The sequence below is a fragment of the Streptomyces orinoci genome (assembly GCF_003121295.1).
Taxonomy (GTDB): domain Bacteria; phylum Actinomycetota; class Actinomycetes; order Streptomycetales; family Streptomycetaceae; genus Streptomyces; species Streptomyces orinoci.
In genome coordinates this window covers 1248893-1269200 of the sequence record NZ_PHNC01000029.1, presented here as the reverse complement: position 1 = coordinate 1269200, position 20308 = coordinate 1248893, and the positions used below count along the sequence as shown (strand labels likewise).

General features: G+C 68.4%; 18 protein-coding genes and 1 pseudogene. 11 read left to right on the top strand and 8 right to left on the bottom strand.

Going from position 1 to position 20308, the window contains the following annotated elements:
- Positions 1 to 187: 187 nt before the first annotated feature.
- Positions 188 to 3067 carry an AfsR/SARP family transcriptional regulator gene (locus CV755_RS20485; RefSeq protein WP_109282000.1) on the top strand — a complete coding sequence of 960 codons (2880 nt, stop codon included), beginning with the start codon at positions 188 to 190 and terminating at the stop codon, positions 3065 to 3067.
- 61 nt (positions 3068 to 3128) lie between these two features.
- Here CV755_RS20485 and CV755_RS20480 read toward each other — a convergent pair whose 3' ends face one another.
- The 3 genes from CV755_RS20480 to afsR form a co-directional block, all read right to left on the bottom strand.
- Positions 3129 to 3332 carry a hypothetical protein gene (locus CV755_RS20480; protein ID WP_109281643.1) on the bottom strand — a complete coding sequence of 68 codons (204 nt, stop codon included), beginning with the start codon at positions 3330 to 3332 and terminating at the stop codon, positions 3129 to 3131.
- Positions 3333 to 3576: 244 nt separating this feature from the next.
- On the bottom strand, positions 3577 to 3735 hold the full coding sequence (locus CV755_RS34725; RefSeq protein WP_161968723.1) for a hypothetical protein: 159 nt from the start codon (positions 3733 to 3735) through the stop codon (positions 3577 to 3579).
- Between the two features lie 235 nt (positions 3736 to 3970).
- On the bottom strand, positions 3971 to 6892 hold the full coding sequence (afsR, locus tag CV755_RS20475) for an SARP-family global regulator AfsR (protein ID WP_109281642.1): 2922 nt from the start codon (positions 6890 to 6892) through the stop codon (positions 3971 to 3973).
- A 157-nt stretch (positions 6893 to 7049) separates the two neighbouring features.
- Between afsR and CV755_RS20470 the strand changes: the two genes are divergently transcribed.
- The 3 genes from CV755_RS20470 (at position 7050) to CV755_RS20460 (ending at position 11523) form a co-directional block, all read left to right on the top strand.
- Positions 7050 to 8276, top strand: a complete 1227-nt coding sequence (locus CV755_RS20470; RefSeq protein WP_109281641.1) for an amidohydrolase family protein — start codon at positions 7050 to 7052, stop codon at positions 8274 to 8276.
- A gap of 111 nt (positions 8277 to 8387) precedes the next feature.
- Positions 8388 to 9509, top strand: coding sequence for an LLM class flavin-dependent oxidoreductase (locus CV755_RS20465; RefSeq protein ID WP_109281640.1), 1122 nt, complete (start codon positions 8388 to 8390; stop codon positions 9507 to 9509).
- Positions 9510 to 9738: 229 nt separating this feature from the next.
- A complete protein-coding gene (locus tag CV755_RS20460; protein WP_109281639.1) occupies positions 9739 to 11523 on the top strand; it encodes an N-acyl-D-amino-acid deacylase family protein in 1785 nt (594 codons plus the stop codon).
- Here CV755_RS20460 and CV755_RS20455 read toward each other — a convergent pair.
- On the bottom strand, positions 11490 to 11900 hold the full coding sequence (locus tag CV755_RS20455) for a nuclear transport factor 2 family protein (protein ID WP_109281638.1): 411 nt from the start codon (positions 11898 to 11900) through the stop codon (positions 11490 to 11492). The two genes, CV755_RS20460 and CV755_RS20455, sit on opposite strands and share 34 nt — an antisense overlap.
- A gap of 319 nt (positions 11901 to 12219) precedes the next feature.
- Here CV755_RS20455 and CV755_RS20450 point away from each other — a divergent pair, with 319 nt between their 5' ends.
- Genes CV755_RS20450 through CV755_RS20440 form a run of 3 tightly spaced genes read left to right on the top strand, consistent with a single transcriptional unit; the run spans position 12220 to position 14721 of the window.
- Entirely contained in the window at positions 12220 to 13743 is a 1524-nt protein-coding gene (locus CV755_RS20450; protein ID WP_109281637.1) for an APC family permease, read from the top strand.
- 27 nt (positions 13744 to 13770) lie between these two features.
- Entirely contained in the window at positions 13771 to 13953 is a 183-nt protein-coding gene (locus tag CV755_RS20445; RefSeq protein WP_109281636.1) for a hypothetical protein, read from the top strand.
- A gap of 6 nt (positions 13954 to 13959) precedes the next feature.
- On the top strand, positions 13960 to 14721 hold the full coding sequence (locus CV755_RS20440; protein ID WP_206608438.1) for an AraC family transcriptional regulator: 762 nt from the start codon (positions 13960 to 13962) through the stop codon (positions 14719 to 14721).
- A 64-nt stretch (positions 14722 to 14785) separates the two neighbouring features.
- Here the strand turns inward: CV755_RS20440 and CV755_RS20435 are convergent, their stop codons facing one another.
- The gene (locus CV755_RS20435; protein ID WP_109281634.1) at positions 14786 to 15319 is read right to left on the bottom strand and encodes a DinB family protein; all 534 of its coding nucleotides are present in this window, start codon (positions 15317 to 15319) and stop codon (positions 14786 to 14788) included.
- A 194-nt stretch (positions 15320 to 15513) separates the two neighbouring features.
- Between CV755_RS20435 and CV755_RS20430 the strand changes: the two genes are divergently transcribed.
- From CV755_RS20430 to CV755_RS20420, 4 genes are all read left to right on the top strand, one after another.
- The gene (locus CV755_RS20430; protein WP_109281633.1) at positions 15514 to 16362 is read left to right on the top strand and encodes a helix-turn-helix domain-containing protein; all 849 of its coding nucleotides are present in this window, start codon (positions 15514 to 15516) and stop codon (positions 16360 to 16362) included.
- A gap of 113 nt (positions 16363 to 16475) precedes the next feature.
- Positions 16476 to 16610, top strand: coding sequence for a hypothetical protein (locus CV755_RS36745; RefSeq protein WP_277751838.1), 135 nt, complete (start codon positions 16476 to 16478; stop codon positions 16608 to 16610).
- Positions 16611 to 16615: 5 nt separating this feature from the next.
- Entirely contained in the window at positions 16616 to 16804 is a 189-nt protein-coding gene (locus CV755_RS20425; RefSeq protein ID WP_109281999.1) for a hypothetical protein, read from the top strand.
- Positions 16805 to 16924: 120 nt separating this feature from the next.
- The gene (locus CV755_RS20420) at positions 16925 to 17395 is read left to right on the top strand and encodes an NUDIX domain-containing protein (protein WP_109281632.1); all 471 of its coding nucleotides are present in this window, start codon (positions 16925 to 16927) and stop codon (positions 17393 to 17395) included.
- Here CV755_RS20420 and CV755_RS36250 read toward each other — a convergent pair.
- The 3 genes and pseudogenes from CV755_RS36250 to tgmB all read right to left on the bottom strand — a co-directional run bounded on the left by CV755_RS36250 (position 17359) and on the right by tgmB (position 20308).
- A pseudogene (locus CV755_RS36250) lies at positions 17359 to 17912 on the bottom strand (DUF6879 family protein). The gene CV755_RS20420 and the pseudogene CV755_RS36250 overlap by 37 nt on opposite strands.
- A 216-nt stretch (positions 17913 to 18128) precedes the next feature.
- Positions 18129 to 19349 (bottom strand): ATP-grasp peptide maturase system methyltransferase, encoded by a 1221-nt coding sequence (tgmC, locus tag CV755_RS20410; RefSeq protein WP_109281631.1) that lies wholly within the window; start codon positions 19347 to 19349, stop codon positions 18129 to 18131.
- Positions 19346 to 20308: an ATP-grasp ribosomal peptide maturase gene (gene tgmB, locus CV755_RS20405; protein WP_109281630.1), complete on the bottom strand. Its 963-nt coding sequence runs from the start codon at positions 20306 to 20308 to the stop codon at positions 19346 to 19348. Before tgmB ends, tgmC begins: the two co-directional genes overlap by 4 nt.

Sequence of the window (20308 nt, the reverse complement as noted above, 5' to 3'; positions counted from 1 at the left end):
GCATTTGCTGCGCCGGCTGGTGGCCGATCTGGTGCGGGATTCCCGGGGCCGGGCGGTGCTGTGGGAACGGGCCAGGACCCTGCATGCGAAGGCCCTCGCTTCCCCCGGTGCTTTACCGTCCTCCGGTGCTTTACCGGTCAATTACCGGTCCACCGCGTCCGGACCGGCCCCGAAGGACGAATCCGCGATGGAAGCCCTGAGATTCACCGTGCTCGGCCCGGTGCGTGCCTGGCGGGGCGATGAGCGGATTTCCCTGGGCTCGCCCCAGCAGCGCGCCCTGCTGGCCGCCCTGCTGCTGCGCGGCGGACGCGTCGCCACCACGGCCGAGTTGACCGACGATCTCTGGGGCACCCGCCCGCCCCGGGCTGCGCTGGCCGCCCTGCGCACTTATGCCTCCCGGCTGCGCAAGGCGCTGGGCAGTGAGCTGCTGCTGCTCAGCGAGTGCGGCGGCTATGCGATACGGCCGGCGGAGGACGGCGCTGACCGGCTCGACCTGGACCGGGCCGAGGGCCTGGCGGCACAGGCAGAGCGGCTGTGCCACGCGGGCGACCGGGCCCGTGCCCGTCAACTGATCGGCGAGGCGCTGTCCTTGTGGTACGGCGAGCCCCTGGCGGGCGTTCCCGGACCGTTCGCCGAGGCCCAGCGGGTGCGGCTGGCGGAACAACGGCTGAGTCTGCTGGAGACCCGGCTCGACCTTGACCTGGCTTTGGGGCGCCATATCGAAGCCATCGCCGAACTCACCGTGTTGATCGCCGCCCATCCGCTGCGTGAGCGGTTCCGGGTGCTGCTGATGCTCGCCCTCTACCGAAGCGGCCGGCAGGCGGAGGCGCTGGCGGCGTTCGCCGACGCACGGCGGCTGTTCGCCGAGGAACTGGGAGTGGATCCCGGCCCCCAATTGACCGAGATGCACCAGCGTATTCTCCAGGCGGATTCCGAACTGGCCGGAATGGGAGATTCCGAGGCTGCCGCCGACCGGTCCTGGGTGCGTCCGGCCCAACTTCCCGCGGCCGCCGCGCATTTCACCGGACGCGAGGCGGCACTGGCGTTGCTGCGCGCCGGGCTGGCCGGTGCGGACGACGGCGGCACCATGGTTTCCGCCATTTCCGGCACCGGTGGAGTCGGCAAGACCACGCTGGCCGTCCAGTCCGCACAGGAGGCCCGGGAGCGGTTCCCCGATGGGCAGTTGTATGTCGATCTGCGGGGGGCGGGGCCGGGTGATCTGTCACCGCACGCGGTACTGGGCTCGTTTCTGCGCGCCCTGGGTGTGGCGGATTCCATGATTCCGGAGAGTACCGAGGAACGGTCCGCGCTCTACCGTTCGTTGCTCTCCGAGCGCCGGGTGCTGGTGCTGCTGGACAATGCGCGGGATGCCGCCCAGGTCCGTCCGCTGCTGCCCGGTACGCGCGGTTGCGCGGCTCTGATCACCAGCCGGACAAGGCTGATCGACCTGGAGAACGCCCAGCTGGTGGATCTGGCGGTGATGAGTCCCGCGGAGGCGCTGCAACTGTTCACCGGCATCGTCGGCGAGCGGCGGGCCGGGGCGGAGCCGGCGGCCGCGCTGGAGGTCGCCGCCGCCTGCGGCTACCTTCCGCTGGCCCTGCGCATCGCCGCCTCCCGGCTGGTCTCCCGGCCCGCCTGGAGCATTGCCTTCCTGGCGCACCGGCTGGCGGACGAGCGCCGCCGCCTGGCCGAACTGCACGCCGGAAGCCTGGCCGTTGAGGCGTCCTTCGACCTGAGCCACGCCCATCTGGAGCCCGCCCAGTCCCGGGCCTTCCGGCTGCTGGGCCTGCCCGAGGGGCCCGACATCTCACTGCCGGCGGCGGCCGCGCTGCTGGATCTGCCCGTGGACGCGGCCGAGGATCTGCTGGAGTCTCTGGTGGACATCTCCCTCCTGGAGTCGGCCGCTCCCGGCCGTTACCGCTTCCACGACCTGGTGCGGCTGTATGCGCGGGCGCGGGCGGAAGGGGAGGAGGACATCCGGGGGCGGGAGGATGCGTTGTCCCGGTTGCTGGACTTCTATCTGGCCACGGCGGCAGGCGTTTACGCGGCCGAACGGCCCGGGGACACGCTGGTGAAGCATCTGGAGCCGACATCGGTGCGGGGTCTTTCCTTCGCCGACAACCGGTCCGCGGTGGACTGGCTGTTCACCGAGGCGGCCTGTCTGCTGGCCTGCGTCCGGCAGCAGGCGGTGGGGGCTCGGTTGCGGAAGGCGGTTGACCTCTTCTATGTGGCGAAGGACCTCTCCGAGTCCGGGAAGAGTCATCAGCTCTACAGCGAGGTGGGCGAGGTGGCGCTCGCGGTGGCCCAGGCAGCCCATGACGTCTGGGCAGAGGGCCGACTGCGCACTCAACTGGCCTACACCTGGAGTCTGTTCGGCGATACCGGCCGTGCGGATGAGTATGCGCACCATGCCATACAGCTTGGCAAGATGACGGCCGATCCCGTGGTGAATTCCAACGCGCCGAATGTGCGCGGGATCATCGCGACGTGTGAAAAGGACTGGGCCAAGGCCGAAGAGTGCTGTCGCTCCGCGCTGGGCGCCTTTCGGGCGGACGGCAATTTACCCGGTGAGGCAAGCGCCTTGAGCAATCTGGCGCGTGCGGCCACGGAATCCGGCCGCCATGACCTCGCGCTGGATCTGGTGGACCAGGCTGTGGCCCTCTACCTCAAGAGTGGCACGGCGGCCTGGCGGCGGGCCAATGCTCTGTACACACGAGGTCTGGTACTGACCGGGTCCGAGCGCTTCGAGGAGTCCATAAGGGACTTGAGCGAAGCGCTGGAGATCTTTCGCGCCTTCCGGCAACGCCGTTGGGAAGGGTGGACGCACTGGCGGCTTGCCCTGGCGTATATCGGTTCCCGGCGCCCATCGGATGCGGTTAGTCATGCGGAACGCGCGCTATCGATTTCGCGAGAGCTGAATGAACCATTCCGGCACCGGGATGTCCTGGTGGCCTTGAGCGATGCGCTGACCATGATGGGACAGAGAGATCGCGCGCAGGTTTGCCGGGCGGAGGCGGAGCTGGTGAGTGCGCGGTTGGGGGCGATGAAGCGAGAGCCCGGGGCCTGACGGCCGGCCATCCCGTGACTCCCCGGCCGGTTCGCCGGGGAGTCGTGTCAAGCGGCTTGGTTCAGAGCCGGTTGCCGAGCAGGTCAATGGCGAACCCGTCAACGGTGCCCGAGAGATGGTCGTCCTGCGGCTCTACCTGGTTGGAGAGCGTCTGTCCTGTCATGTGGTCGTCGGCGAATGCCGAGACCGTTCCCAGGACGCCGACGCTTACGGCAATCGCCAGTGCTGCCACGGTCCTCTGGGCGCCGGTGGTGATGCGGATCATGTCCACTCCTCATGCTCGGGGGTGTAAGCGGGTGCGTTAAAACAGGTGAGGCGTACGGCAGTTGGTCGGTTCCATCCGCATCGCATGACTGTGGGGCCGGCATCGACGGCTCCCCCTCCGTGTCGCCGATGTCGGCCCCACCGTGTTGCTGTTGGAGACGCCCCCGTTCCCCCGTGCCCCCCGGGACTTCTCCGTTCTGGCCTGACAGAGGGAGTTCCCCCGTCCGGCGTCAGTGTCGGCCCGGTCAGACGGGCTCGGAACCCATGTGGTCGTCCTGCACGACGGCCGGCGCGTTGGTTTCGGCCGTCGGTTGGAGCGGCGTGGCCGCGAGGCCGGTGGTGCCGCCCATGTGGTCGTCATTGGGCTTGGGCAGATTCGGCTTGAGCTTGTTCTCGTCGCTCATGGTTTTCAACTCCGTGCTTATGCGAGCCGATCGGTACGGCGGGGATTACGCAACCCGCCCGGCGACTCCCCCGAGGACCGCCGGACGGGTTGTATCAGGGCTGCTTACCCTAAGGTGAGGCCTCACCGCGACCCGCCTGCCCCCCGACGCGACGGATCGATGTACTACAGAATGGCGGGTGCCGATAAACGTTCGATGAACGACCTCGTTAAGGGAGCTGCATGGCCGTGCCGGGCTAGACGGCAGCCATCGCCAGCAGTTCGCGGACCTCTGCCGCTTCCTTCTCCCGGGCCAGTTGCTCGAAGGCGGTCAGTGCCTCTGTCCAGCAGGCGCGGGCGCGTCCGATCTGCCCCAGCGCGTGGAGACAGTGGCCGAGCACAGTAAGGATATTGCCTCGGCGCCACTCACCCGCGATACCGCGCAACCGCGCCAGTGCCTGCTCGGCATGTGCCGCACCCAGCGCGTGATGACCGGTGGTCTGGTGCACCTCGGCCATCCTGAAGAGCGTCCAACCCTCCCACATCTGCTGACGGTTGTCGCGGAAAATCTGTAGTGCCTCGCTGAGCTGCCGGAGTGCTTCCTGCGGCCGCTCGGCGCCGGCCAGCGCAATGCCATAGGCGTACAGTGCGTTGGCCAGTCGCCAAGCGGCGTTGGTCGCACGGTATGTGGCGATGCTCTGTTCCGCGAGATCAACCGCGGAATGGGTACGGCCGGTGTCGCGGTGTATGCGCGAGAGGTTGCTGAGTGCGCTCGCCTCGCCGGGGCGGTTGCCATCGGCCCGGAAGGCGGCCAGCGCGAGTTCGAAGTAGGTTTCGGCGTCTTCGCCGAGGCTCTGGTAACCGGCCACGATGCCACGGATGTTCATGGCGTAGCAGCAGGGAATGGCGTCGTCGCATCGCCGGCCGAGTTCTACAGCCCGCACGGCCTCTTCATTGGCCTGGGCGAAGCGGCCCGACAGGTTGTGCACATGGGCCAGGACGGTCCGCGCCCGGCCCTCGGCCCGTATGTCGCCCAGAGTTTGGGTGGCTGCCAGCAAAGGCGCGGCGGCTTGGGCGTACAGCCGCGAGTACGCGCCCGACTCGGTGAGATCTTTGGCCGCGAACAGGAGGTCAACGGCGCGCCGCACCGCGTCGGCCGGGCCCAGGGCGTGCTGGGCCGCACAGGTCAGCAGGCACCCCGCCTCCGCGTAAAGCCAGTCCGCCGCCTTGGCGCGGTCGGTGAAGGCCAGGCCGGGGTGGGAGGTCGGGGTCAGGTGTTTGAGGAGCTGCTCGCCAGGGCGTTCCAGGACGTAGACACCGGCCGCCGTGGCCAGGTAGAAGTCCAGCAGCCGCGACATCGCAGCCTCCCGCTCCACCGACCGCTCATCCCGCTCCGCGCAAGCGCGGGCGTACAGCCGCAGCAGGTCGTGGTAGCGGTAGCGGCCGGGGGCGGCGGATTCCAGGAGGGAGGTGTCCACCAGGGACTCCAGGAGTTCCTCGGTGTCCTCCAGGTCCAGGTCGAGCACCGCCGCCGCCGCGGCCAGCGATATGTCCGGCCCGTCGGGCAGGCCGAGCAGCCGGAAGGCGCGGGCCTGGGCCGGTTCCAGCTGGCCGTAGCCGAGCTCGAAGGAGGCCTTGACCGCGAGGTCGCCGGCCCGGAGTTCGTCCAGGCGGCGCCGCTCGTCGCCGAGTTTGCGGGCCAGCACCGAGACGGTCCAGGTGCGGCGGGCGGCCAGCCGGGAGGCGGCGATGCGGATGGCCAGCGGCAGGAAGCCGCAGGCGGCCACCACATCCATCGCGGCGTCCCGCTCCGCGCCCACCCGCTCGTCGCCCACGATGCGGGTGAAGAAGGCCAGCGCCTCGTCGGGGCTCATCACATCCAGGTCCACCAGGTGCGCCCCGGCCAGGTCCACCATCCTGGTGCGGCTGGTGACCAGGGCGGCACAGCCCTCGTTGCCGGGCAGCAGCGGACGTACCTGGGCGGCGTCGCGGGCGTTGTCCAGCAGGGTGAGCACCCGGCGGCCGTCCAGGGTGGAGCGGTAGAGCGCGGCGCGTTCCTCCAGGCCCTCGGGGATGGCCGAGTCGGCGACGCCCAGGGCGCGCAGAAAGGCGCCCAGCACCGCCTCCGGCTCGGCGACCACCGGGCCGGTGCCCTGGAGGTCCACATACAGCTGGCCGTCCGGGAAGTGCTCGCGGGCGGCGTGGGCGACATGTACCGCGAGGGTGGTCTTGCCGACGCCGCCGATGCCGGCCACCGCGGAGACGGCCATGATCCGGCCCTCGGCGGTGGCCAGTTGGTGGCTGAGCTCGTCCACAAAGGCGCTGCGCCCGGTGAAGTCGGAGACGGTGGCCGGCAGCTGGGCGGGCCGGACGAAGGACGGTCCGGCGGACGGGCGCTCCCCGGCGGGGTGCGCGTTGAGGTCGGCGTCCCCGCGCAGGATCCGCTGCTGGAGCTCGGAGAGCTCGGGGCAGGGGTCCACGCCGAGTTCGTCGGCGAGCAGCCGCCGGGTGTCGGTGTAGACGGCCAGCGCCTCGGCCTGCCGGCCGCCCCGATAGAGGGCCAGCATCAGCAGTTCGCGCAGCCGCTCGCGCAGCGGGTGGGCGGCGGTCAGGGCGGTCAGTTCGGAGACCGCCTCGGCATGGCTGCCGACCTCCAGGTCCAGGTCGAGGCGGGTCTCCAGCAGGGTCAGCCGCCACTCCTCCAGCCGGGCGCGCTGGGTGTCGGCGAATGGGCCGGTGACCCCGGCCAGCGGTTCGCCGTCCCAGATGGCCAGGGCCTGGTTCATCAGGTCGCGGGCCTGGTGGCGCTGGCCGGCGGCGCGGGCCTTGTCCGCCTCGGCGGCCAGCCGTTCCACCATGTCGGTGTCCAGGCAGTCCACGCCCACCCGGATCGCATAGCCGCCCGCCTCGCTGACCAGGGCGTCCGCGTCCGGGCCCAGTGCCTTGCGGAGCCGGGAGGCATAGGTGCGCAGGGCGGCCAGGGCGGCATGCGGCGGTTCCTCGCCCCAGAGGGCGTCCACCAGTTCCGGTGCGGTGGCGGTGCGTCCGCCGCGCAGCAGCAGGGCGGCCAGCAGGGCGCGCTGCTGGGGGGAGCCGGTGTTCAGCGGTTCATCGCCGCGCCAGGCGCGGACGGGCCCGAGCACGGTGAACCGCAGCCGCTGCCCTGTGTCTCCCGCCATGGTGACGACCCCCTGCTCTCCTGCTCGGTGGCATCGGTCAGTCTGCCTTGTTATGGGCCTGTGCGTCAGCACCGGTCCGGCCCTCTCCACAGGGCCTGCACGGGGTCGTCCAGCACCCTTGCTGACGCTCCGTCAGTTCAGCGCTACGGTGTCCGTCATGCGTAGCTTCCCCAAGATAATCTCGGTGGACGACCACACGGTCGAGCCCCCCGACGTCTGGCGGAACCGCTTACCGGCACGATTCCGCGATGCCGGGCCCCGGGTGGTGCGGGCGCCGGTGAAGCAAATGACCTTCACCGGCGGCCGGTTCACACCGGAGATGGGCGCCCCGGGCGGCGAGGGTCCCCAGGCGGATTGGTGGATCTATGAGGATTTGCACCGTCCGCTCACTCGGCTGGATACCGCCGTCGGTTTCTCCAGGGAGGAGGTCCGGCTGGAGGGAATCACCTATGAGCAGATGCGGCCGGGCTCCTACCGGGTCGCGGACCGGCTGGCCGATATGGATCTCAACCATGTGGAATCCGCGCTCTGCTTCCCGACATTTCCCCGCTTCTGCGGACAAATCTTTACCGAAGCCGCCGACCGCGAACTGGCCCTGCTCTGTGTACGCGCCTACAACGACTGGATGGTCGAGGAGTGGTGCGGCACCGCCCATGGCCGCCTGATCCCGCTGACCATTGTCCCGCTATGGGACCCGGAACTGGCGGCCCGGGAAGTAAGACGCAATGCGGAACGAGGAGTTCCGGCGGTCTGCTTCTCCGAGATCCCGCCGCATCTGGGGCTCCCCTCGATCCACACCGACCACTGGGACCCCTTCCTGTGCGCCTGTGCCGAGACCGGCACCGTGCTGGCCATGCATATCGGCTCCTCCTCCCGGATGCCCTCCACCTCCGAGGACGCGCCCCCCGCGGTCGGCTCCGCGATCACCTTCGCCAACTGCTGCTTCTCGCTGGCCGACTGGCTGATGTCGGGAGCCTTCGACCGCTTCCCCGGGCTGCGGGTGATGTACGCCGAAGGGCAGATCGGGTGGATCCCCTACCTCCTGGAACGGGCGGACACCGTCTGGGCGGAGAACCGGGGCTGGGGCGGGGTGGCGGACAAGGTGCGGCGCCCGCCGTCCGAGCTGTTCGCCGGGCACGTTTACGGCTGCTTCTTCGACGATGCCTTCGGGCTGCGCAATCTGGACGCCATCGGCGCCGCCAATGTGCTGTACGAGACGGACTATCCGCACTCCGACTCCACCTGGCCGCGCTCGCGGGAGGTGGCCCAGCGGCAGATGGCGCACCTGGACCCGGCCACGGTGGAGCGGATTGTCCGGGGCAACGCCATTGAACTGCTGGGGCTTTCGGCGGACGGGCGGTGGGCGCCGGCGGCGGCACGTTGAGGTTTCTTGTCGCGGGCGGACTTCTTGACCGGGCGGACTTCTTGACGGCGCTGGACGGCGGTGTCACAGTCCACTGCACCTGACTATGCGTCAGAAAGTTGGTGAGCCGCCATGGAGTTCGGGATCTTTGTGCAGGGCTATGTGCCGGCCGGCCGCTCGGCGGCCGACCCCCAGGCCGAGCACCATGCGCTGATGGAGGAGGCCCGGTATGTGATCCAGGCCGACAAGTCCGGCTTCAAATACGCCTGGGCCACCGAACACCACTTCCTGGACGAGTACTCCCACCTCTCGGCGAACGATGTCTTCCTCGGCTATCTCGCCCACGCCACCGAGCGCATCCACCTGGGCTCGGGCATCTTCAACCCGCTGCCCCAGCTCAACCACCCGGCCAAGGTGGCCGAGAAGGCGGCCATGCTCGACCATCTGACCGGCGGGCGCTTTGAGTTCGGCACCGGGCGGGGCGCGGGCAGCCATGAGATCCTCGCCTTCCTGCCCGGCATCACCGACATGGGCCACACGAGGGAGATCTGGGAGGAGACCATCGCCGAGTTCCCCCGGATGTGGCTGTCGGATGAGTACCCGGGCTTCACCGGCAAGCACTGGTCACTGCCCGCCCGCAAGGTGCTGCCCAAGCCGTACGGTCCCGGGCACCCCGCCATGTGGTACGCGGCCGGTTCGCCCTCCTCGTACGCCATGGCCGCCCGCAAGGGGCTGGGGGTGCTGGGCTTCAGCGTGCAGAAGGTCTCCGACATGGAGTGGGTGGTGGACTCCTATAAGACGGCGATCAGGGACGCCGAGCCGGTGGGGGCCTTTGTCAACGACAATGTGATGGTGACGACCACGGCCATCTGCGCGGAGACCTCCCGCAAGGCCCGCCAGGTCGCCGCCAATGGCCAGTTGCACTATCTGCAGTCACTGCTCTTCCGCTACCACGACACCTTCCCGCGCCCGGAGGGGATACCCCGCTGGCCGGAGCTGCTGCCCGAGTACACCGAGGAGATCATCGATCTGCTGGTGGCCGAGGAACTGCTGGTCTGCGGCGACCCGGACGAGGTGCTGGCCCAGTGCAAGCGGTGGGAGCAGGCGGGGGCGGATCAACTGGTGTTCGGGCTGCCGGTGGGCATCCCGTACGAGGACACGATGACCACTATCCGGCTGATCGGGGAGCGGGTGATCCCGGAGCTGGATACGGATCCGGTGCATCGGACTTCGCGGATGCGGGGCGCCCCGTAGGGGGCGCGGGGAACTGCGCGCTCCGCCAAGCACGGTCCGCGCATGAGGTGCTGCATCAGCCCCATCAGGGGCGCGGGGAACTGCGCGAACGGCCACGGACGGTCCGCACGCAAAAGATTGCAATCGGCGCCGCGGCGCGGTCAGTTCTCGGCTGCGGGCCGTATCGGGCTGGTCGCGCAGTTCCCCGCGCCCCTGACGGGGCGCCCGACGAGAGGACGGACGACACTCCATGCTCGACCACCTCATCCGCCGCGCCACCGTCGTAGACGGCACCGGATCGCCCGCGTACACCGCCGACATCGGCATCCGCGACGGCCGCATAGCCGTGATCGACACCGGCACCGTCAAGGCCCCCGGACGGATCGGCGAACGGGCCCGCAGCGAGGAGGACGCCCATGGCCTGGTCCTCGTCCCGGGCTTTGTCGATCCGCACACCCACTACGACGCCCAGCTCTTCTGGGATCCCTATGCGACCCCTTCCATGACGCATGGCGTCACCACCGTCCTCGGCGGCAACTGCGGCTTCTCACTGGCCCCCTTGCGGCCCGCCGACGCCGACTACACCCGGCGGATGATGAGCAAGGTGGAGGGCATGTCACTGGCCGCACTGGAACAGGGCGCGCCCTGGGACTGGTCCTCCTTCGGCGACTATCTGGCCGCACTGGACGGCCGGACCGCCGTCAACGCGGGCTTTATGGCCGGGCATTGCGCCCTGCGCCGCCATGCCATGGGGCCGGCCGCCATCGGCGGCACCCCGGACAGGGAGCAACTGCGGCGCATGGTCCACTCGTTGCACGAGGCGCTGGAGGCCGGCGCCTGGGGCCTGTCCACCACCCGCTCCACCACCCACACCGACGGTGACGGCAACCCGGTGGCCTCGCGGCACGCCGACCCCGGCGAACTGCTGGCCCTGTGCGAGGCGGTGGGCCGGCACCCGGGCACCCAGCTGGAAGCCATCGTCCCCGGCTGTCTGGACCGCTTCACCGACGAGGAAACCGCCCTGCTCACCGCCATGTCCACGGCCGCCGGGCGGCCGCTCAACTGGAACGTCCTGACCATCGACGCCGCCCGGCCGGAGGCGGTGCCGCACCAGCTCGCCACCAGTGCGCGCGCCCGTGCCGCCGGTGGCCGGGTGGTGGCGCTGACCATGCCCATCCTCACCCCCATGAATATGTCCCTGGGCAGCTTCTGCGCCCTCAACCTCATCCCCGGCTGGGGCGAGACCCTCGCCCTGCCCATCCCCGAGCGCATCGACCGCCTGCGCCAACCACAGCTGCAGCGACAGCTGTTGACCGCCGCGCACAGCGAATCGGCGGGCGTCTTCCGCCGACTGGCCGACTTCGGGCGCTATGTCATCGGTGACACCTACGCCAAGGAGAACGAGGGCCTGACCGGCCGGGTGGTCGCCGACATCGCCGCCGAGCGCGGACTGGACCCCTTCGCCTGCCTGGTGGAGATCTGCGCCGCCGATGAACTGCGCACCGTACTCTGGCCGATGCCCACCGACAACGACCCCGCCAGCTGGGAACTGCGCCGCCGCACCTGGCAGCACCCGGACGTCCTGCTGGGCGGCTCCGACGCCGGCGCCCATCTGGACCGGATGTGCGGCGCCCCCTACCCCACCCGCTTCCTGGGCGACTGTCTGCGCGGGCGGCGACTGGTCCCGCTGGAAGAGGCGGTACGGATGCTCACCGATGAACCGGCGAGGCTGTTCGGTCTGCGGGAGCGCGGCAGGATCGCCAAGGGCTGGTGGGCCGACCTGGTGCTTTTCGACCCGCGCCGGATCGACGCCGCCCCGGCCACCCTGGTGCACGACCTCCCGGGCGCCGCCGCCCGGCTGGACTCCCGGGCGGTGGGCGTGGTCAGCGTGCGGGTCAACGGGGTGGAGACGGTGCGCCACGATGTGCTGACCGGGAAGGTGCCGGGGATGGTGCTGCGTTCGGGACGGGACACCGAGACGGTGCCTGCCCGGGACGACGGTCAGTCGCCGATCAGCGCCCAGGCCCAGTTCTGAGTGTCCGCGTACTCCCGCATCCCGACGATCTTGCCGTCCCGGACGGTGAACACCGCGCTGTTCTTCTGGTCGTAGAGCCGCCCGGTGGCCTTGCCGGTGGCGTGGGAGTCCCACTCGGCGAAGACCTGCTCGCCCTCGCCGAAGAGGTTGGTGAGCTTGATGCGGACCTCCTTCTCCGGGTCCAGGTGGGCCCAGGCGGTGGCCAGAAAGCCGTTGATCACCTGGTCCCGGCCCTGCCAGGTGCCGGAGATCGGCAGCTTCCCCGGGTACCAGACGCTGCCGTCCTCGGCCCAGGAGTCATGGACCACATCCTGCTCACCGGCGGCCAGTGCCTCGAAGTAGCGCTTGACCACGGCCTTGGGCTCGGTGCTGTTCATGGTCTTCTCCGTCCTGCTCGTTCCGTTCTTCGGTGATCACAGTCAACCGCCGGGCGGATGGCGGACCAAGACGCACTTCATGGATGCAGAGATCACGATCCGCGATCAGTGCGGGAAATTTTTGAACCGGGGCAAAAGGGGCGCCGCTGCGGTTCTCGTAGCCGTGCCCAACCGGGCCCTTCTCTTCCCGCTACCTGCCGTAACCCAACCTTCGCCTAACAAGCCAAGGTCAACTCCCCGCTGAGCCGACAACTTCAAGGGAGGCGCCTCGGAACGCCAACCCCCGCTTGCGAAAACAGCAGCACCTAGCGTTCCGTGCATGGTTGAGGCGGCAACGCGGCCAGGGGCCGGGGACACGGTGGCAGGGGCAACGGGCGTCGCGGGCAAGGGCCTGCGCGACAACTCCGTCGGCCTGCTGGGCAGCGCGGTCATCGGGATCTCCACCGTGGCCCCGGTCTACTGCCTGACCTCCACCCTGGGCCCGACCGCCGGCCAGGTAGGGGTGCAGATGCCCGCCGTGTTCCTGGCCGGATTCCTGCCGATGCTGCTGGTCGCCTTCGCCTACCGTGAGTTGAACCGGGAACTGCCGGACTGTGGCACCTCCTTCACCTGGAGCGTACGGGCCTTTGGCCCCCGCATCGGCTGGATGTGCGGCTGGGGGCTGGTGATCGCGACCATCATTGTGCTGTCCAATCTGGCCGGAGTGGCCACCTCCTTCTGCTACCTGCTCCTGGGCCACCTCTTCAACAGTGACTCCATCGCGGCACTGGGCCATGACCGGACCGTCCATGTACTGACCTGCCTGGCCTTTATCGCGCTTGCCACGGCCGTCAGTTACCGCGGAATGACCGCCACCAAGGGTGTGCAGTACGCGCTGGTCGCCCTGCAACTCCTCGTCCTGGCCCTCTTTGTGACCATGGCCCTCGGCAAATCCGGCGCATCGTCCCCGCACTTCTCCTGGAACTGGCTCAATCCCTTCGCCGTCCCCTCCTTCGCCTCCTTCACCGCCGGACTCTCCCTCTCCATCTTTATGTTCTGGGGCTGGGACGCCTGCCTCACCGTCAATGAGGAGACGGCGGGCAGCGAACGGACGCCCGGACGGGCGGCGTTGCTGGCCATGGTGGTGCTGATCGGCTCGTATCTGCTGACGGCCGTGGCCGCGCAGAGGTACGCGGGCGTCGGCACCCGGGGCATGGGGCTGGGCAACCCGGACACCGCCGGCAATGTCTTCGCCGCACTGGCGGACCCCGTCCTTGGGCGGGCGCTGGGCACCCTGCTGTTCATCGCCGTCCTGGCCTCCGCTGCGGCCAGCCTCCAGACCACCTTCCTGCCGGTGGCCCGGACCGTACTGGCGATGAGCGCCTACCGGGCACTGCCGCCGTCCTTCGCCCTTATCCACCCCCGATTCCGCTCACCGGGCCGGGCGACGGTGGCGGCCGGGGTGGCCACCGGCGTCTTCTACACGGTGATGAGCTTTCTGAGCGAGAACGTCCTCATCGACACCATCTATGCGCTGGGCCTGATGATTTGCTTCTACTACTCGATCACCGCCTTCGCCTGTGTACGCTTCTTCCGGCACCGGCTGCGGTGCTCGGTACGCGATGCCCTCTTCAAGGGGGTGCTGCCGGCGCTGGGCGGGCTGCTGCTGGCCGCCGTCTTCGGCAAGACCCTCTACGACATGTGGAACCCCGGCTATGGAACGGGCAGTTCGGTCTTCGGGATCGGGTCTGTATTTGTGATCGGTGTGGGGCTGTTGTCGCTGGGCGCGGTCCTGATGGAAGTCATGCGCCGGCGCAGTCCGGGATTCTTCCGGGGCGAGGCCCTGACGGGCGAGGACGGCTGAGCCGCCGGCCCGGCGTACGCTGACCGCATGGAGAGCGACAAGGAAGCGCCGCCACGCATCCAAAGCGGCTTCATCGGCCCAAGGTTGATATTCCCCGCCGGAGAGACACCCTATCTCCCCTGCCCCTACCTGATGGGGCTCACCGGCCGGCGTCCCGGCCACGAGCCGGACGATGACGAGTTGCCCGACCTCCCCAACTTCATGAAGTAACCTCCCATGCCAGCGCAGCCCTTGACGCCGGTCCGCCATGAGCCCCGGGCGATCACCGGTCGGCGTCCGCTTTCGCCCGGTACGGGCATCGATGCCCACCGGCATGACGAGCACCAGATCGCCTACCCGGGCCGCGGGGTGGTCTCGGTGACCACCGACGGCGGCATTTGGGTGGCCCCGGCCAACCGGGCCATCTGGATCCCGGTCGGGTGCGTCCATCAGCACTGGGCCTATGGCGCCGCGGAGTTGCATCTGATCGGGCTGCCGGTGGAGGCCAACCCCTTGCGGCTGGACCGCCCCGCCGTCCTCGGCGTCGGCCCCCTGCTGCGCGAGCTGATCCTCGCCTACACCCGGCCACCGGCCGATCCCACTCCCGAGCGGGACCGGCTGCGCGCGGTGCTGCTGGACCAACTCCAGGAATCCGCCGTCCAGCCCCTGCACATTCCTGCTCCGCGGGACCCACGACTGGCGGCCGTGTGCGCCGCCCTCCACGCAAACCCGGCCGACGGGCGCACCCTGGCCCAACTCGGCGCACATATCGGCGTCAGCGACCGCACCCTCACCCGGCTCTGCCGCGCCGAACTCGGCATGAGCTTCCCCCAATGGCGCACCCAGCTCCGCCTGCACCACGCCTTGCGGCTACTGGCCGAGGGAACGCCGGTCACGGCGGTAGCCCATCGCTGTGGCTGGGCATCCAGCAGCGCCTTCATCGACGCCTTCCGGGGGGCGTTCGGACAGACGCCGGGGGCGTATGCGGTGCGGCGGTGAGGGGGTGGAGTGGGTGTACGTTTCCGGCCCTCTGGGCCAACTGGCCTCTGACGGGCTGTGTTTGTCACTCGCCGGTCTTACCGTCGATGAGTTCCCGGGCGATGTCGAGCTGACCAAGGTGCCGCGCATACTCCTGGAGTAGGTGAAAGAGAATCCTTCCAAGGGCTGGCGCTTGTTCCGGCGTCTGGAAGCGGCCTCCGGTGCGGGCCAACGCGGTCAGAGGGGCTCCGACCGCGAGGGCCTGCGATCGGCCCGCCTCGTCGTGGTAGAAGGCCATGACGTCGGCCGTCGGCTGCTGGGCAGGCATGCTCCATTCGGCCTCGTCGCCGCCTGGTGGGTAAGCGAGGACGTCCTCGGCGGCGAATCCCCAGCGCATCCATCGTCGCTCGACCCATCCGAGGTGTTGGACCAGGCCCAGCGGCGACCAGGCCAGCGGTGCGACTGGAGTGCGAAGTTGCTCGTCCGAGAGTCCCTCGATCTTCCGCATCAGAGCCTGGCGATACCAGTCCAGGTAGCCCAGAAGAAGATCACGGGGGTCGGAGATCTGAACTCCTGGGCCGTCGAGGGCAGCGGGAACTTGTTCTCGCGGCGAGTGCATGCCCTGACGGTAGCGTGGTTGCACCCTGCCCGATCACAAGGTGATCAGTCAGACTGTGCACGGTTATGCTCCAGTACGTTCCCCGCCCTGAGGGCAACAACGGTGAAGTGCCCGGTCCGTGAACCTCTCACCAAGGCGCAGCGGTCAGCCGTGCATCTTGACCGGAGAGTGCAAGCTGAACTAGCCCGTAGACTATGGCCGTTTCCGCATCGTCCAGCGCCCAGGCCGCCCGGCAGATTCTCGCTGACCGTCTCGGCGAAATCCGCCGCGATGCTGGGCTCACCGGGCAACAGCTCGCCCGTGCCTGCGGCTGGCACCCTTCCAAATCATCCCGCATCGAGAATGCGAAAACTTCACCCTCAGCCGATGACATCAGGGCTTGGTGTGCGGCCACCGGTGCCGAAGACCAGGTGGACGACCTTGTCGAATCGCTGCGTGCCGTGGAAGGCATGTTCATTGAGTGGCGCCGGATGGAAAGGACGGGCCTACGCCGCGCCCAGGAAGCGGTATTGCCGCTGTTCGAGCGCACTCGTCGCTTCCGCTCGTATTCGTCTTGGCTCGTCCCGGGGCTGATCCAAACGCGGGCCTACACCAGCCAAGTCCTCCGGGCGGTCCAGCGCCGGAGAGTCCCTGTCGATGATGTGGAAGAGGCCGTACAGGTCCGCATGGAGCGGCAGCATATTCTGTACGAACAGGGTCGCACATTCGCCTTCCTTGTAGAGGAGTCGGTTCTACGGACAGGCATGGGAGGACGGGAAGTCATGGCCGGCCAGCTTGACAGGCTCCGCGATGTGGGCTCCCTCCCCAATGTGAGCTTCGGCGTCGTTCCCATGCGGCCGGATCGCTTGTGCATGCCTGTGGAAGGGTTTTGGATCTACGACAACGCCCCAGTCAACGTTGAGCTGGTCTCCGGGTATCTGACCATCACCCAGCCGCGTGAGGTAGCTGAATACGCCAGGCGGTATGCGGAACTGGCGGAGATGGCTGTGTATGGGCCCAGGGCCCGTGCGTTGATCTCAGCAGCTCTGAGCGCCCTGGGGTGATGGGCGTGCAATCAGGCGCAAAGTCATGGAGCTTGCGCTCCCTGCGGACCTAGCGTCGTGGCCCAGGGGCGACTTCCCCCGTCACCTCAGCGTTCGGCAGGGAGGAGCAGCAAATGGGTAAGAAGAGCGAAGACGACTGGGACCCGTACGCCAATCAGGACCAGGCGACTGATCCGGATACCCGCGTCTCTCAGAATGGGGATGTCTACAGCAGCATGGCCGACGACGAGGACCGCGAAGGGAAGTAGTGCCCGTGATCCACGGCGAGAACCTGGCGAAGGACCTGCGGCGTGACCATGGGTTCGTGCACGTCGGGCGCACCAGGGACGGTAACGCCGTGGTCATGCGCAAGGGCGACAAGTGGACTGTCGTTCCGCTGCGTTGGCTTACGGAGGAGGCCGTGAACACGATCAAGGCTCAAGCCGGAGTCGGCCTCGTCTGAGTCGTTGCCGCCGGTGGCAGATGAATCCGCCCGCCGGTTGATGGAGTGCCGATGCGCAGCCTCACACAGGGCAACTTTTCGCCGTCTGGGAGGCGGCGCATCCCGTGGAAGGGCCCAGCCGTGGCACGCACCGAGTTCTATGACGACCCTGAGGCGCCGGAGCCCAACAGCCTTGTCGTAGCCGCTTCTGCGGTGGTTGTTGACGATGAGGGGCGCATCTTGCTTCAGCGGCGTCAGGACAACGGATTGTGGGCTCTTCCGGGCGGGGCGATGGAGATGGGCGAGTCCCTGCCGGAGGCCGCCGTGCGGGAGGTCAAGGAGGAGACCGGGCTGGACGTGGAGATCACGGGGCTGGTCGGTACGTACACGGATCCCCGGCACATCATCGCGTACGACGATGGAGAGGTGCGTCGGCAGTTCAATGTCTGTTTCACCGCGCGGATCGTGGGAGGGACGCTCGCGGTTTCGGACGAGTCCATGGAACTGCGATTCGTGGCGGAGGCGGAGCTGAGTTCTCTGCCCATGCATCACACTCAACGGCTGAGGGTTCGGCACTACTTGGAGCGACGGGAGTCTCCATACCTCGGATAGAAGTGCTCGTGTGGAATGGCACGTTGCCATACCGCTTCGAAGGCGGCTGTGCAGAGCTCCACCGTTTTCGGGTCGCTCCGGATCTCCGGACCGGCTGAAGTGCCCTCGCCCGTGAAGTGGTTGAAGCGCACCACTTGTTCGTCGAAGAGCCAGAAGTCGTTGCCGGGCAGGGCGATGTCGGAGGCCAGACGGCGTGGCAGCCAGCGCACGGATTCCCCGCCGCGATGTTCAACTCCGTTCCCTCGTACTCGAAGCGGATGTAGTCGGATACAGGCTCGGAGACGATGCGGGCGCGGCGGATGGTCACGCCACGGGCGACGGCTTCGCGGACGGTGTGCAGCCAGGGGCGCCGACGTCCGGAGGGGCCGTACCGGCTGCCGGTGTCGCCGGACTTCCAGGCGGCGAAGTCTGCCGCCTCGGCGGCGATCGCGTAGGCGTCTCGCATCTCCAAGTGGACGGCGGACGCATGGCAGTTGGCGATCACGGCACGGAAGCTCGGGGTGCCGGGCTGGTGCATGGGGGCGCCCTTCTCGGTGTTCGTATCGAGCTTTACGCGACGCGGCGGTCCGCGAACTGGCCGCGCCCGACGCCCCGTTAAGGACTGGGGAAAGAAACCGATACCCACCCAACCGGCTTGCGTCACCCAACAGGTGACAGGATGTGGCAAGCGCGGCGGGCCGCGCGGTACGGTCGCGCTACCGGTCCATCCTGCCCCGACAGCGGAGATGGCTGGTCAGGAAACCGGGAGGCGCCAACTCGGGCCATCGGGGCTGCCGAGCCAGACCCGCTGCTGGTCGGAGGTGATGTGCAGGCCGAATTCCGTCTGAGGCGGTGCACCGACGGCCTTCCAAGTATCGAGGGCATCTTCGGCCATGTCCCATAGACGCAGACGGCCGCCCTGACGAACTGTGAACCGGTCCGTCGGGTGGCCGCAGTCGGTCGCGGGGACAAGCGTTGCAAAGGATTCGCCGGGCGCATCGACAAGGTGATCCAGCATGGGGCCGCCTTCCAGGCTCATGCCGACGTATTGGGCGCCGGGAACCGCCAGTTGAGTGACGAACTGGGGAGTCCAGTCGCTGAGCACCGCCGGGCCGTATCGTGCCGGCCGTTCGTCGGCGTCTTGGCCGAGGATCTGGGAAACGCCACTGAGGGCTGGTGCCGCATGGGAGCGGGCGATCATAAAGGAGACCGTGCCGGGCAGGAACCGGCCCTCCGCTGTTCCGTCCTCACCAACAACGAGGCGGACGAGTCCAGAACCGTAGAGCCAGCCCGATACCGTTGTCACGATGGTGCCGCCCGGCCGGACTTGGGACAGCCAGGCGGGCGGGATCGAGCGGACCGAGCAGAAGGCGACCAGCTTGTCATAGGGGCCGTTGTCAGGATGCCCAAGCAGACCGTCTCCGGTGATGACGGCGGGCGTGTACCCGGCGGCTTTGATCGCCTTGCGGGCACGGTCGGCAGCACCTTGGTCCGCCTCGATCGCCGTGACCTGTTTGCTGCTCAGCCGCTCGCACATCAGGCATGTCGAGTAGCCGGAGCCTGCTCCGACCAGCAGCACACGGTCCTCGTTGTGCGGATCCAGGTCCTGGAGCATACGCACAAGCAGACTCGGGAGGGTGGACGATGAGGTCGGATCGCCGTGGATGGGACCGGCAACGTCACGGGGGCGTACGTGGCCATTGAGCTGAGTCACCAGTGTCTGGTCGGTGTACACCTCGCGCAGCCATGCGTCGGCGTCACCGGGGCCGGGGACGACCGGCGTCCACTGGGTGCCCTGTGGTGTTTCGACGCGGCGGAAGTACTCGCGTACGAACTCGTGCCGGGGCACCGTTTCGACAGCCGCCCGCCAGACCGTGGACCGCAGGTCTCCGTTGTTTTCTATTCCATCGGCCAATTCCCTGCGCAGTGCTGCGGCGTGCTCTTCGTTGACGATGACGGGGACGCGTTCGGTCATGCGGAAAGTCCCTTCTCCAGCAGGTCGGCCAAGGCATATGTGATGGCACGTGTTGTGTGGTGATCGACGAACGCCCACTGGCCGTTGGGGTTGCACTCGTAGAAGTGCCAATTGCCCTCACCGTCGAGCGCGAAGTCGAAGGCGCCAAAGGCCAGGCCGAATGCGGCCAAGTAGGCGCGGATGCCCAGCCGGACTGTGCCGGGGACAGAGATCGGGGCGCAAGTGAGGCGGTCGTAGTCCAGGCGCCAGTCGAGATGGTCACCATCGATGGTGATGCGGGTGGCAAAGAGCCGGTCGCCTACGGCGGCGACCCGGATGTCGGCGACCTTCCGGACAACCTGTTGGAACAGGTGAGGGCAGGCCGCGATGCCGTAGTCGATCTCATCGGCTTTCACCGGACGAACCCAGATCGTGCGCAACTCCCCGTTCTCGCGGTACTCGGTGGAGCGTAGCGGCTTGTAGACCACCGCCTCGTGCTTCTCGGCGAACATACGAGCGGCCGTGGGTTCGTTGGTGATCAGGGTGGGCGGGACCCTGAACCCTGCTCGCAGTGCCTCGGTGATCTGGCGCGGCTTGTACTCCGCACCCCAGTTGAGGTGCGGGTGGTTGACATACAGGCAGTTTGGCAGGGCAGCCAGGATGCCGCCCATGCCGTGGCGGACCTGGGCCGCGGCGAACTCGCGCTCCTGCGCATTCAGGCCCTCGGGCGCGGTGTATCGGGTCGGGCGCCGGTAGTAGACGGACCGGACGTCTTGGAGGTCCATGAAGCGGGTCCGCGTCGCCAGTGGGCCGTGCCAGGGACGGCCGTCGCCCGCAGCAGCTGTGAATGTCACCTCATCCGGCTGCCCGGGGTCGAACCGCACGACCGGGATACCACGGCCGTGCAGCTCCGCGATGACGTGGTCAGCCGTCAGGTCGTCCAGTTCGGTGAGGACGACGACGGCACCCTGAACGGCCAT

Excerpts from the sequence above, each read along its gene's own strand:
- CV755_RS20440 (WP_206608438.1), top strand. The coding sequence starts at position 13,960 with ATGCCAGCGCAGCCCTTGACGCCGGTCCGCCATGAGCCCCGGGCGATC.
- CV755_RS20445 (WP_109281636.1), top strand. The coding sequence starts at position 13,771 with ATGGAGAGCGACAAGGAAGCGCCGCCACGCATCCAAAGCGGCTTCATC.
- CV755_RS20430 (WP_109281633.1), top strand. The coding sequence starts at position 15,514 with ATGGCCGTTTCCGCATCGTCCAGCGCCCAGGCCGCCCGGCAGATTCTC.
- CV755_RS20435 (WP_109281634.1), bottom strand. The coding sequence starts at position 15,319 with ATGCACTCGCCGCGAGAACAAGTTCCCGCTGCCCTCGACGGCCCAGGA.
- tgmC (WP_109281631.1), bottom strand. The coding sequence starts at position 19,349 with ATGACCGAACGCGTCCCCGTCATCGTCAACGAAGAGCACGCCGCAGCA.
- CV755_RS20460 (WP_109281639.1), top strand. The coding sequence starts at position 9,739 with ATGCTCGACCACCTCATCCGCCGCGCCACCGTCGTAGACGGCACCGGA.
- CV755_RS20455 (WP_109281638.1), bottom strand. The coding sequence starts at position 11,900 with ATGAACAGCACCGAGCCCAAGGCCGTGGTCAAGCGCTACTTCGAGGCA.
- CV755_RS20465 (WP_109281640.1), top strand. The coding sequence starts at position 8,388 with ATGGAGTTCGGGATCTTTGTGCAGGGCTATGTGCCGGCCGGCCGCTCG.
- CV755_RS20485 (WP_109282000.1), top strand. The coding sequence starts at position 188 with ATGGAAGCCCTGAGATTCACCGTGCTCGGCCCGGTGCGTGCCTGGCGG.
- CV755_RS20480 (WP_109281643.1), bottom strand. The coding sequence starts at position 3,332 with ATGATCCGCATCACCACCGGCGCCCAGAGGACCGTGGCAGCACTGGCG.
- CV755_RS36745 (WP_277751838.1), top strand. The coding sequence starts at position 16,476 with ATGGGTAAGAAGAGCGAAGACGACTGGGACCCGTACGCCAATCAGGAC.
- afsR (WP_109281642.1), bottom strand. The coding sequence starts at position 6,892 with ATGGCGGGAGACACAGGGCAGCGGCTGCGGTTCACCGTGCTCGGGCCC.
- CV755_RS34725 (WP_161968723.1), bottom strand. The coding sequence starts at position 3,735 with ATGAGCGACGAGAACAAGCTCAAGCCGAATCTGCCCAAGCCCAATGAC.
- tgmB (WP_109281630.1), bottom strand. The coding sequence starts at position 20,308 with ATGGCCGTTCAGGGTGCCGTCGTCGTCCTCACCGAACTGGACGACCTG.
- CV755_RS20450 (WP_109281637.1), top strand. The coding sequence starts at position 12,220 with ATGGTTGAGGCGGCAACGCGGCCAGGGGCCGGGGACACGGTGGCAGGG.
- CV755_RS20470 (WP_109281641.1), top strand. The coding sequence starts at position 7,050 with ATGCGTAGCTTCCCCAAGATAATCTCGGTGGACGACCACACGGTCGAG.